Origin of the sequence: Methanococcoides sp. NM1 (assembly GCF_900774285.1) — an archaeon.
Lineage (GTDB): Archaea > Halobacteriota > Methanosarcinia > Methanosarcinales > Methanosarcinaceae > Methanococcoides > Methanococcoides vulcani.
The window spans coordinates 30,776-43,350 of the sequence record NZ_CAAGTW010000010.1 but is presented as its reverse complement, the minus strand read 5'-3'; the positions used below and the strand labels follow the sequence as shown (position 1 = coordinate 43,350).

10 protein-coding genes are annotated in these 12,575 nt (G+C 45.9%); 3 read left to right on the top strand and 7 right to left on the bottom strand.

What is annotated here, in order from left to right; translation table 11 throughout:
• Positions 1–17: 17 nt before the first annotated feature.
• Positions 18–1,316, bottom strand: a complete 1,299-nt coding sequence (gene thiC, locus E7X56_RS10290) for a phosphomethylpyrimidine synthase ThiC (protein ID WP_135606673.1) — start codon at positions 1,314–1,316, stop codon at positions 18–20.
• 202 nt (positions 1,317–1,518) lie between these two features.
• Here thiC and E7X56_RS10285 point away from each other — a divergent pair, with 202 nt between their 5' ends.
• Both E7X56_RS10285 and E7X56_RS10280 read left to right on the top strand, forming a co-directional pair.
• On the top strand, positions 1,519–1,965 hold the full coding sequence (locus tag E7X56_RS10285) for a universal stress protein (protein WP_135606672.1): 447 nt from the start codon (positions 1,519–1,521) through the stop codon (positions 1,963–1,965).
• A gap of 276 nt (positions 1,966–2,241) precedes the next feature.
• Entirely contained in the window at positions 2,242–4,590 is a 2,349-nt protein-coding gene (locus E7X56_RS10280) for a DNA topoisomerase (protein ID WP_135606671.1), read from the top strand.
• Between the two features lie 46 nt (positions 4,591–4,636).
• Here the strand turns inward: E7X56_RS10280 and E7X56_RS10275 are convergent, their stop codons facing one another.
• The 6 genes from E7X56_RS10275 to E7X56_RS10250 all read right to left on the bottom strand — a co-directional run bounded on the left by E7X56_RS10275 (position 4,637) and on the right by E7X56_RS10250 (position 11,356).
• A complete protein-coding gene (locus E7X56_RS10275; protein ID WP_135606670.1) occupies positions 4,637–5,170 on the bottom strand; it encodes a nitroreductase family protein in 534 nt (177 codons plus the stop codon).
• A gap of 59 nt (positions 5,171–5,229) precedes the next feature.
• On the bottom strand, positions 5,230–6,237 hold the full coding sequence (gene ilvC, locus E7X56_RS10270; protein ID WP_135606669.1) for a ketol-acid reductoisomerase: 1,008 nt from the start codon (positions 6,235–6,237) through the stop codon (positions 5,230–5,232).
• Between the two features lie 38 nt (positions 6,238–6,275).
• Positions 6,276–6,761 (bottom strand): acetolactate synthase small subunit, encoded by a 486-nt coding sequence (ilvN, locus tag E7X56_RS10265; protein ID WP_091690340.1) that lies wholly within the window; start codon positions 6,759–6,761, stop codon positions 6,276–6,278.
• Entirely contained in the window at positions 6,758–8,449 is a 1,692-nt protein-coding gene (locus E7X56_RS10260; protein WP_135606668.1) for an acetolactate synthase large subunit, read from the bottom strand. The genes ilvN and E7X56_RS10260 overlap by 4 nt, the downstream gene beginning before the upstream one ends.
• A 102-nt stretch (positions 8,450–8,551) precedes the next feature.
• Positions 8,552–10,036: a (R)-citramalate synthase gene (locus E7X56_RS10255; RefSeq protein WP_210409271.1), complete on the bottom strand. Its 1,485-nt coding sequence runs from the start codon at positions 10,034–10,036 to the stop codon at positions 8,552–8,554.
• A gap of 267 nt (positions 10,037–10,303) precedes the next feature.
• On the bottom strand, positions 10,304–11,356 hold the full coding sequence (locus E7X56_RS10250) for a M42 family metallopeptidase (RefSeq protein WP_135606666.1): 1,053 nt from the start codon (positions 11,354–11,356) through the stop codon (positions 10,304–10,306).
• Between the two features lie 199 nt (positions 11,357–11,555).
• Here E7X56_RS10250 and mdh point away from each other — a divergent pair, with 199 nt between their 5' ends.
• The gene (gene mdh, locus E7X56_RS10245; RefSeq protein ID WP_135606665.1) at positions 11,556–12,479 is read left to right on the top strand and encodes a malate dehydrogenase; all 924 of its coding nucleotides are present in this window, start codon (positions 11,556–11,558) and stop codon (positions 12,477–12,479) included.
• Positions 12,480–12,575 lie beyond the last annotated feature (96 nt).

The following is a 12,575-nucleotide window of genomic DNA, read 5'->3' as shown; positions in this document are numbered from 1 at the left end:
TGATAGAAAAAAGAAGATCAGGAAGAAGAATTATTCTTCTGCCTGCTTTCTTCAAGTGCACTCTTGACGATCTTCATTGCACAAAGCTCACCGCACATGGAACATGCATCGCTTCCAGTGTGCCTTTTCTCCCTGATAGTGCGAGCCCTTTCGGTATCAATAGCGATCTCGTACTGGGTATCCCAGTCAAGCTCTGCGCGGGCTGTTGCCATTCTGTCATCCAGTGCGCGTGCACGCTCTTTCTGACCATCGCGTGTCAGGTCGGCAGCATGGGCTGCTATTTTAGTGACAGTGGCACCCTCACGGATATCCTCTACAGTTGGAAGTGCAAGGTGCTCTGCAGGTGTGGTCATGCAGAGGAAGTCCGCGCCACACATGCCGGCAAGTGTACCTCCGATCGCACCTGTGATGTGATCGAAGCCAGGTGCAATGTCAGTAACAAGTGGGCCCAGCAGGTAAAGTGGTGCCTGATGGCATAATTCCTTCATTGCTCTTACGCTGAGCTCAACTTCGTTCAACGGTACATGTCCGGGGCCTTCAACAAAGGTCTGTACGTTAGACTGTCTTGCTTTGCTCACAAGTTCGCCGAGTGTGATAAATTCCATGAACTTCGGTCCGTCAGATGCATCATGTATGCATCCCGGTCTCATGCCATCCCCAAGGCTTAAGGTAAGGTCATATTCCTTTGCTATCTCAACAAGATAGTCATATTCTGCGTAGAAAGGATTTTCCTGCTCGTTGTGTATCATCCACGCAAAGGTAAATGAACCGCCACGGCTGACCATATTTGTGATCCTGTCGCTGTTCTTGAGTCTCTCTATTGCATTGTAGTTGACACCTGCATGGACGGTGACGAAGTCCACTCCGTCCTCAGCATGCTTACGCACGGCATTGAACATGTCATCGGATGTCATATCAACAACGGTCTTGTGGGAAGCTGCAGCCTGGTATATTGGCACGGTACCTATTGGCACATCCACCGCATCCATGATCCTCTGACGTATCAGGTCAAGGTCTCCGCCTGTGGAAAGGTCCATGATCGTGTCAGCGCCATAGGCAACGGCGACCTTAGCTTTCTCAACTTCATCTTCAATGTCTACAAAATCCCTGGAGGTCCCGATATTAGCGTTGATCTTTACGCTCATATATTTTCCGATACCGAATGCCCGGGATTTTCCCTTGATGTTATTTGGGATCGTTACAAGTCCTTTTGCAACGCAGGATCTAACTGTATCCGCATCGATACCTTCTACCTCTGCCACACGTTTTATCTCTGGAGTGATAAGGCCCTTATTTGCATCTTCCATTAACGTCATTGTAACTCCGAAAAAATGATTTTCAGCATGATTATAGCCGGTTCTTAGGATTCAATACAGCAATGATACATATATATCTTTCATACTCTCAGGAATGTCAGTCTCTTATTATGTTTTGGGAAAGTTGATATATTATTGAAGTTTATATTTATTTGGCAAAGTGCAACAAGCACTGCTTACAGATCAACAAGGGGGTAATTGTGTGACTGCTAATGAATATAAGAAGATCCTGATAGCTACTGACGGATCAGAGAATGCGGATAGGGCGATCTTATCCGGGATCGATATTGCAAAAAAACTTGATGCAAAGGTATATGCGATTTGTGTAGTACCTACACATCCATCTTCTTCAATGCCTATAGGCTCCAGGATGATGCAATGGGAAGTACCATTCAAGGTCATGATGGGGGAGGCTAAAAAGGCTGTTGAAATGGTCGCAGATGCCTGCTCATCAAGTGGTGTTGAGGTTGAAACTGTGGTTCTTGAGGGTCATCCGGCAGAAGAGATCGTCAAGTATGCAGAAGATGGCAAAATGGATCTTATTGTAATGGGCAGTCTTGGAAAGACAGGACTTACAAGATTACTTCTTGGAAGTGTTGCGGAGGAAGTTTTGCGTCACTCCAAGGTAGATGTTATGGTTTCAAGGTGAGCTTTCCTGCTCACTATTTTTTGATCTCTTAGATTTCCTGACTTTTCCTATCCTAACCTTTAAACTCCCGGGATGTTTTAAAAATTGTAGAATAGTTAATACCTGCCGGAGTATTCATCAGTTTGCCTTGATCTCTTAACTATCGCTGAAAAATTCTCATTTTCGACCTTATAAGTCTGATCGATACGATAATTAATGTACTGTTAGCACCATTTCATGTCACTCCTTTTTTAGGAACAGTACCGCGATTTGAAAACGTTATTTACCTGAATTTCCATGACCACAGTCGTATTCACAGAGAAGAACAAAGCTGCAGCTCAGATATCGAACATATTAGCCGGCGGCTCGGCCAGAAGAACAATTGTAGCCGGGATTCCTGTTTATGAGTTCCAGAGGAACGGTGTCCTATGGAGAGTAATGGGACTTGCAGGACATATCATGGGCTATGATTACCCGGAGGAGTTCAATAACTGGAGGGATGTTGATCCTGCTATGCTTCTGGACACCGAACCGATAAAACAGATCACAAAAGCCCCGTTTGGCAATGCGATACTGAAGCTTTCACAGGATGCTGACCTTCTCGTACTTGCCTGCGATTTTGACAGGGAAGGGGAAAATATCGGTTTTGAGGCGAAATCCATCGCTGAAAAGGTATCCAGATCAACAGTCAAGCGTGCCAGATTCTCTTCTCTTTCAAAAAGTGAGATCGAGAAGGCTTTTACCAATCTTGTGGAACCGGATGAGAACATGGCAATGTCCGCGGAGGCAAGACAGATACTTGACCTTAAGATGGGTGCAGCATTTACTCGCTTTGTAACTCTTTCCGTGAGGGAGCGTGCAAGGACCAAAGGCGTGCTGTCTGTTGGCCCATGCCAGACACCTACATGTGGTTTTGTCTATGAGCGTGAACTTGCCATACGCAATTTCAATTCAAAGGAGTTCTGGAAGATAGAAGGGCTTTTCAACGGAAAAGGAACCGATTTTGCAGGGGCCCACCGCGGAGGTCATATCTATGAAAAGGAAAATGCGGATGCTATATTCAGCAAGCTGAAAGGCTGTAAGACCGCGGTGGTGTCAAAGAAGACCGTAAAGGAGATGAAAACCAATGCTCCGTTCCCTCTTAACACCAATGAGTTCCTGAAACGTTCATCCAAATACCTTGGTGTAAGTCCTGGACAGGCTCTGGAGATCGCAGAGCAGCTTTACCTTTCCGGTTTTACAAGTTACCCCAGGACAGAGACCAACAAGTATGCTGATGATATGGATTTCAAGAAGATCCTCAAAGGATTTATCAGAGGCGATTACCAGGACTTTGCCTTGTTGCTTCTCTCTCAGAACACAATAACTCCCCGTAACGGGAAGAAAGATGGTCATGACCACCCTCCTATCCATCCGATCAAGGCTGGTTCCCGTGCAGAGGTGGAAAAAGCTGTCAAGATGTCCCATGCATGGGACATCTATGACCTTATCGTAAGGCACTTTATTGCAAACCTGTTGCCTGAAGCTATATTTGAAAAGACACGCTTTGAGCTCACAGTAGAGGACGAACTGTTCGATTCCACAGGTTCTATTCAGAAGAGTGCCGGCTGGCTTGCAGTCTATCCTTTTGAGAAACCAAAGGATAAGCTCTTGCCTGATCTCGAAAAGGATGATGTTGTAGATGTGAAGAAGATCAACAACATCAGGTCACAGACAATGCCTCCAAAGAGGCTTACGGAAGCGGAGTTGCTGACCCTTATGGATAAACATGGTATAGGTACCAAGGCAACCGCACCTTCTCATATCGAAACGAACAAGAAACGCGGCTATTTTGAAATAAAGGGCAAGACCATTGCAATAATGGATACAGGTTTCACCTTGATGGATGCACTGAACAGCTCTGTGCCCATACTTGTCAAACCGGATATCCGTGCCCGGATAGAATCTCTCATTCAGGATGTGGAGGATGGAACTAAGAAGTTCCCACAGGCCCTTGAGGAAGGCACTGCCCTTATCAAGGAGATGTATTCCCATCTGCTGAAGAACCGTGAACTTATGGTATCCCAGATAGCAGGTACAATTACTGATGAAGCTGTTGCAGCGGACAAGAAGAGCCATATTGGCACATGTCCCGAATGCGATCGTATGCTTCGCATAGTTACTACGGACAAAGGTCGTTTTGTGGGATGTACAGGCTATCCGCAGTGTAAGAACACATTCCCACTTCCTAAAGCTGGTGCACTGGCGGTGCAACGCTCCCGTAAGTGCAAAAAAGGCGGTGCTGCGGTAATAAAGGTGGGGAACAAATACTACTGGTCTGTTGGTATTGGTCCATGCTTCTCATGTGACCTGGAAAAAGAATGCTTCCCTCCTGAAGTGGTAGGTCCGTGTCCGTCCTGCGATGGTCAGATGTTCCTGATCACTACCAAGGATTCCCGTTTTCTGGGATGTACCAAACGTTGTGGTCATACGCAATCGATTCCAAAGGCAGGAAGGCTGACCGTAATGGATAAGGTGTGTGAGGGATGTGGCTGGCATTTCATACGTGTGAAAGAGCAGGGGAAAGATGCCAAAGAATACTGTGCTAACCGCAAGTGTGAAGCAGCAGCTGCAGCTCGCAGGAATGCGATGAAGAAGGCGAAGTGAAAAAAGTGGTAAAATATGTAGAAATGCAATAGGTGTATGGAAGGCTTTAATTCTCGCCTGTCCACTTTTCACCATACTTTTCGAGGAATGTGATCTCTTCGAGATATTTCCTTGTTGATGAGTGCTCCTTTTCTACCGGGTGGCCAATAGCAAGGACTGCCATGAGCTCGAAACTTTCCGGTACTTCCAGAATAACATCTACCTGCTCGCTCTTCTTTAGGATCTCTCCAAGCCAGACCGCACCAAGTTTCAGATCAGTGCATGCGAGAAGCATGTTCTGTATGGAAGCTCCGATGGCAAGTACGTCCTTATCGTGATGGTACATGTTCTCCCGGTCGAGATATACTGCTATCAATAGCTTTGCCTGAAGCACTATCTTTGAGTAATGTGTACATTCCGCTATCTTCCTGATGGCGTCTTCGTTCTGTATGACAATGAATTTCCAGGGCTGGTTGTTAAGCCCTGAAGGTGCCCATCTTCCACATTCCAGAATGGTGTTGATATCATCTTTGCTTACAGGAGCTTCCGCATATTCCCTGATGCTTCTGCGTGCAAGTATGGTCTCTATAGTAGTTGACATGTTTATCACAAAAAAGAATGGTTTTCAGGACGATTGTCCTGAAAAATGTATAATTTAATTTACTCTTCGTTGAGCTCGCTGTTGAGCCATGGCATCATTGCCCTGAGCTTCTTACCAACGACCTCTACAGGGTGCTCGTTCTCCAGGCGTTCCATGGAGGTAAGTACAGCATGGTTTGTCTGTCCTTCAAGGACGAACTCGCGTGCAAACTCTCCGTTCTGGATCCTTTCGAGTGCAATGTACATTGCTTCACGTGATTCTTCGTTGATGACCTGTGGGCCTACTGTAAGACCGCCATATTCTGCGGTGTTGGAGACTGAATACCACATCTTCTCAAGACCGCCCTCGTGGATGAGGTCAACGATGAGCTTGAGCTCGTGGAGTGTTTCGAAGTATGCCATCTCTGGCTGGTAACCTGCTTCCACAAGTACTTCAAATGATGTCTTGATGAGGCTTGCAACACCACCACAGAGGTCGACCTGCTCACCGAACAGATCGGTCTCGGTCTCCTCGCGGAAGGTTGTCTCGATGACACCGGCTCTTGTACAGCCGACACCCTTTGCGTGTGCGAGTGCCATTTCATGTGCATTGCCAGTTGCATCCTGATAGATAGCAATAAGTCCTGGTACGCCAGCACCTTCATTGTATGTCCTTCTTACAAGGTGCCCCGGGCTTTTTGGTGCGACCATGTAGACGTCCAGATCTTTTGATGGTACGATCTGGTTGTAGTGGATGTTGAACCCGTGGGAGAATACAAGCGCATTGCCTGCTTCAAGTCCTGGCTCGATCTCAGAGTAGTATACCTGTGACTGGATCTCGTCAGGGAGGAGGATCTGGATTACATCTGCAGCTTTTGCAGCGTCTGCAACGGTCATGACCTTAAGACCATCGTTCTCTGCCTGCTCCCAGCGGCGGCTACCTTCCCTGAGGCCGATGACAACATCAAGGCCTGAGTCGTGAAGGTTCTGAGCCTGTGCGTGTCCCTGGCTTCCGTAACCCATTACAGCTACTTTCTTGCCTTTTAGTGCGCCAAGATCGGCGTCTTTGTCATAGAACATTTCTACCATATTTATTTCTCCGTATTTAATAGATCAAAATAATTCGATTATGAACTTTTAGAACCCCTTGTAAGTGCTACCTTGCCGGTTCTTGCCATTTCCTTGATCCCGAAAGGTTTCAGCAATGATTGGATCGCTTTGATCTTGTTGGAATCTCCTGTAACCTCAACGGTAACTGATTTTGAAGCAACGTCAATGATCCTTGCTCTGAAGATGTCCACGATCTGGATGATCTCAGCACGGTTATTGGCATCGGCATTCACCTTTATGAGTGCCAGTTCTCTTTCAACGGATTCATCAGAGCCAAGATCTGTAACACGAATGACATCGATAAGCTTGTTAAGCTGTTTTGTGACCTGCTCAAGCACGTGGTCATCACCACGGACGACAATTGTCATTCTTGAGATCGTGGGGTCTTCAGTGATTCCTACTGCAAGGCTGTCAATATTGAAACCGCGTCGTGAAAAGAGTCCTGCAACCCTTGCCAGTACCCCATATTTATTATCTACCAGAACAGCAAGTGTATGTTTCATTGTGTCCTCTCCAAATCAAGTATTTCGTTGATTGCTGCACCTGCTGGTACCATTGGTGATACATTCTCCTCTCGTTCGACTATGAAGTCGATGATCACAGGTCGGTTTGCTTCAATTGCCTTTTCAATTGCAGGTCTGACCTCTGAAGGCTTATTCACACGAATTCCAAGTGCACCGTAGGCTTCTGCCAGTTTGACAAAGTCCACGCTGTCCTCTATAGTTGTGTGTGAATACCGGTGCTCAAAGAACAACGCCTGCCACTGCCTGACCATTCCAAGATATCCGTTATTGAACAGTGCGATGATGATCGGAATATCGTTCTGTACGATAGTTGCCATTTCCTGAGAGTTCATCTGGAACGATCCATCACCGGAAACATCGAATACGACCTTGTCAGGCCTTCCGAGCTTTGCACCGATGGCTGCCGGGAATCCGTATCCCATGGTCCCCAGTCCGCCTGAGGTTATGAATGTACGTGGCTCTTTGTATTTGAAGTACTGGGCAGCCCACATCTGGTGCTGTCCGACCTCTGTTACGATGATAGCATCAGGACATGCTTCATTGATCTGCTCGATAATGTACTGTGGTTTGATGGCATCATCCCTGTTGACATAGAAAAGAGGGAAGTCTCGTTTCCATATGGCGATCTTGTCAAGCCATTCTTTTGTATCACACTCGGTGACATATGTCAAAAGTGACTTGAGGATATATTTTGCATCTCCAACGATAGGTATGTCTACAGTGACGTTCTTTGAGATCTCTGCCGGATCGATATCTATGTGGATGATCTTCGCATTTGGTGCAAATGACTTGAGCTTTCCAGTGACCCTGTCATCAAAACGTGCTCCGACAGCGATCAAAAGGTCTGATTCCTGTATCGCATAATTGGCGTATTTGGTACCATGCATTCCCAGCATCCCCAGGTAAAGATCATTATCATTTGGGAATCCACCTATACCAGTCAATGTACTTGTGACAGGCGCCTTGATCTTCTCGGCAAAGGCTAACAGTTCCTTGCTTGCATCTGCTCCGATAACACCGCCACCTGCATAGATGACGGGGCTTTTTGATTTTGCTATGGCTGATGCAGCCCTTTTAATCTGCTGGGCGTTGCCTTTGTAGGTAGGCTTGTAGCCGCGAAGCTCTACTTTATCTGGATATACGAAATCGATCTCTGCGGTCGTGATATCCGTTGGCATATCAATAAGTACAGGGCCCGGCCTGCCTGTGGAAGCGATATGGAATGCCTCTTTGATGATCCTTGGCAGGTCATTTGCATCCTGTACAAGATAATTGTGTTTTGTGATAGGCATCGTAATGCCTGTGATGTTAGCTTCCTGGAATGCATCGTTGCCTATCATTGAGCTTGGTACCTGTCCGGTGAAAGCTACCATTGGAATTGAATCCATGTATGCGTTTGCTATACCTGTGACAAGGTTTGTTGCTCCCGGGCCTGATGTTGCCAGGCAGACACCTACTTTACCTGTAGCTCTTGCATATCCTTCGGCTGCATGGACTGCTGCCTGCTCGTGCCTGACGAGTAGATGGTGCAGGTGTGCATCATAGAGTTCATCATAGATAGGGAGCAGCACGCCACCTGGATATCCAAATATGACTTCGACATTTTCCCTGTACAGGCACTCGACGAATGCTCTTGCGCCTGTCATTCTTTCTGGTTTTCCGGTCATGCTATCTTTTCCTTTGGTTGATCGGTAAGATATTATCAATATATGTTCAAATGTTTGTTTTTCAGTTTGTTATTATAGCTGTTCAGTCCTGTATGTGAATGTTCAGTCCTGTATAAGCTGGTTGATTCCGTTAATGACGGCTTCCACAGAGGCCATGATTATGTCAGTACGTGCACCTCTTGAAGTGACCATTTTTCCATCCTTGGAAAGTTTGACCAGTACTTCTACAAGTGCATCAGTTCCACCGGTGATCGCATCCACATGATATTCTTCAAGATGGATGTCTGCAACACCTGAGATGGCCTTACGTATTCCTTTAAAGGTTGCATCCACGGGTCCGTCCCCGGTACTCGCTTCAACTACCTCTTTTCCCTCAACTGTCAGTCGCACGGAGGCTGTTGGTATTGCCTTATTACCTGAAACAACAGTGAATTCCTCGAGCTTGACCTTTGCTTCACGATAGATATCAAGCACAGTCTCAGCGATCGTCTGGAGGTCTGCATCTGTGACACGCTTTCCATGGTCACCCAATTGCTTGACACGGCCCACGATCTCGTTCAATTGTGAGTCATCAACATCAAGTCCCAGCTCTTTTAATGCAAGTGTTACGGAACTCTTTCCTGCATGCTTTCCAAGCACGATCTGTCTTTCACGTCCAATGCTCTCAGGAGTTATTGGCTCATATGTGGAAGTATCTGCCAGCAATCCATGTACATGAATACCTGCTTCATGTGTGAATGCATTTCCACCAACAAGGGATTTGTTAGGTGCTACAGCGAGTCCGGTCAGGCGGCTGACAAGCCTTGAAACCTTGTAAAGCTCATTGGTCTTGATGCCGGTGTCGTATTTGTAGAGCCATTCAAGGACCATTACGACTTCTTCAAACGCTGTATTTCCTGCCCTTTCACCGATACCATTGATCGTCATATGTGCTTCTCTTGCACCGGCATTCAATGCTGCAATGGTGTTCGAGACGGCGAGGCCGAAGTCATTATGACAGTGAATAGCTACCGGGACATCGATGGATGATGAAAGTTCTTTGAATATCTCGGCCGTTCTTTCTGGCACAAGCATTCCTACAGTGTCACAGAAGCATACCCTGTCAGCACCGACTTCCACGCCTGCCCTGTACAGGTCCTTTAAGAATTCCAGATCTGCCCTGGATGCATCCTCTCCGCTAAGCTCTACTATAAGACCATGGTCCTTTGCATACTCAGTGGCACTTAATGCCATTTCCTTTAATGCTTCCCTGTCCTTCTTGAGCTTTACACTAATGTGAAGGTCTGATACAGGTGCTACGAGGTGAATTGAATCCACATCGCATTCTAAGGCATAGTCTATATCCTGCTGCATGATACGGCAGTAGCTGCATATCTCTGCGTCCAGTCCTTCAGCTGCCACAGCACGAATGGCTTCGCGCTCGCCTTCGGAAGTGATGGCTGAACCTGCTTCGATAATGTCTACTCCCAGATCGTCAATCTTGCGTGCGATCCTGACTTTCTCTTGTGTTTTCAGTGCGACACCAGGTGTCTGTTCACCGTCTCGTAAAGTTGTGTCCAAAAACCGGATATTGTCGAATAATGTAATCCCTCAGTTATATTTTTATTATTTCAGCGAATTCTATCTTTTCTTTTCTATCGGTGATCTGTAGATTTATCACTAATAATAAAGATGTTATTTATAGATACATGTCGCTGACTATAACAGCCAAAATAATACTCCTATTGGTTTTAGTACTTTTGGTGTGGAGCTTGCCTGATCGGATCTGTTGATCAAATCCATTTATGCTTTGTATCTATCACTTTCAAACCTGATAGATTCAATCAAAAATAAAAAAGAGATGCCAAAAAGGCATCAGAAATACTTGTCAATATTGAGTACTGCCTTTACGATAAGGTCTGCGCAGGCCTTAAGGTCCTCAAGGGATAATACTTCAACAGGGGAATGAATGTATCTTGTAGGTACACTGATAGTGCTTGAAGGAATGCCTTCACGCGTCAGGTGTATTGCAGTAGCATCTGTTGTACCGCCACCGCCTACGTTTAGCTGGTATGGTATGTTATTTTCCTCGGCGGTCTCTTTCAGCCATTTCACGACAGTTTTGTCTGCAATGAGTCCTCTTCCGGATGCATCAACAACGGTGATGACAGCACCTTTTCCCATCTCGAGTGCTGAATCCTTCTTTTCGATCCCCGGGTGGTCTCCGGGGAATGTAACATCCACTGCTATTGCAACATCAGGGTTCAGCCCGAAAGCAGATGTGCGTGCGCCTTTAAGCCCGACCTCTTCCTGCACGGTGCCCACAGCATGAACAGTTGCCTTAACATCACTTTCTGATAGCTGTCTCATTGCATCGATAAGCATTGTAACGCCTGCGCGGTTGTCAAAGGCTTTACATGTGACAATTCCGTTGGCAAGACGTGTATAATCCCTATCAAGGGATATGGCAGTTCCGACGTCTACTCCCATATTGATGGCATCCTCTTTGTCCTTTGCACCGATATCGATGAACATATCCTCTGCTTTTACAGGTCGTTTCCTGTCTTCCTCTTTCATGACATGCGGTGGTTTTGATCCGATGACTCCCGGAAGGGGTCCGTTACTTCCGTGAACGATCACTCTCTGGCTGTGAAGTGTCTGGTCGAACCATCCTCCTATTTTTACAAAGCGCAGGAATCCGTTGTCGTCGATGTACTGTACCATCAGCCCGATCTCATCCATATGGGCTGCTAACATGATGGTGGGACCTTCCCCTTTCTTTGTGGCGATGAGGTTTCCCATCTTATCGGTCTTTGTTTCATCAACAAATGGTTTTATTTCTTCTTCCATTATCTGTTTAATGTTGTTCTCATATCCGGATATGCCGTGTGCATTGGATAACTTTTCAAGTAGCTTCTCTAGTTCCATAGCTGATCGGTGGTAGATTGGTCTTTGAGGATATAAATGTTTGAGTAAGGTGGTTTTGATTTTAGAGTTTTCTTATTTTGGTTTACATTTGGCAGATTCAAACAAAACTAAGAAAACATATATTAATTTTGAGTGTCAAACTATAGATTAGAGGATACTAATCATTAAATCTACTAGTCACTCGGAGGTAGTTACAAAAATGAAAAAAATTGCAGTTATAGGATCAGGCAATGTTGGCTCCGCCACGGTTCAACGTCTTGCAGAACTTGGACTCGGGAAAATTGTCATGACCGATGTTGTTGATGGTCTTCCTGAAGGGAAGGCACTTGATATTATAGAGGCTGCACCTGTTCTTGGATACGATGTGGATGTATTAGGCACGACCGATTACGCTGACATTGCGGATTCTGATATTGTGATCATTACCGCGGGGATTGCCCGGAAAAAGGGAATGATACGGGATGACCTTATGAAGATTAATGCAAATATCATAAAAGATGTCTCTGAAAATATCTCGCGATATGCACCTGAAGCTATAGTTATCACGGTATCCAATCCACTGGATTTAATGACCTATGCAACACAGAAATATACAGGACTGGGACCAAACCGGGTATTTGGAATGAGTGGAGTGCTTGATTCAAGTCGGTTTGCAGCATTCATTGCAATGGAACTTGGTATTTCGGTACAGGATGTTTCTGCACTGGTACTTGGAGGGCATGGCGATTCCATGGTGGCATTGCCACAATACACTACAGTAGCCGGGGTTCCGCTATCTGAACTGCTTCCGGAAGAAACGATTGATAGGTTAGTACAGCGCACCATAAACGCTGGAACTGAAATTGTTGAATATCTTAAGACAGGCAGTTCTTTCTATGCCCCGGCAGCATCCATTGCCATTATGGTAGAAGCTGTACTGAAAGATCAAAAACGAGTTCTTCCTGCAGCTGCTTATTTGCAGGGGGAATACGACGAGAACGGTTTATATTTGGGGGTGCCTGTGATGTTAGGTAAGAACGGCGTGGAAAAGGTCCTCGAGCTTGAATTGACAGAAAGCCAGCAACAGGCATTTTCAAGATCTGCTAAGTCTGTGCGCGAAGGGATCGCAAAGTTGCAACTGTAATGTGTAAGAACATTTGATCAATTACTTCTTCTGATGATCCCTTTCTAACGATATCAGTTTCATCTAAGAAATAACGGTTTATAGTTAAGCACCAAT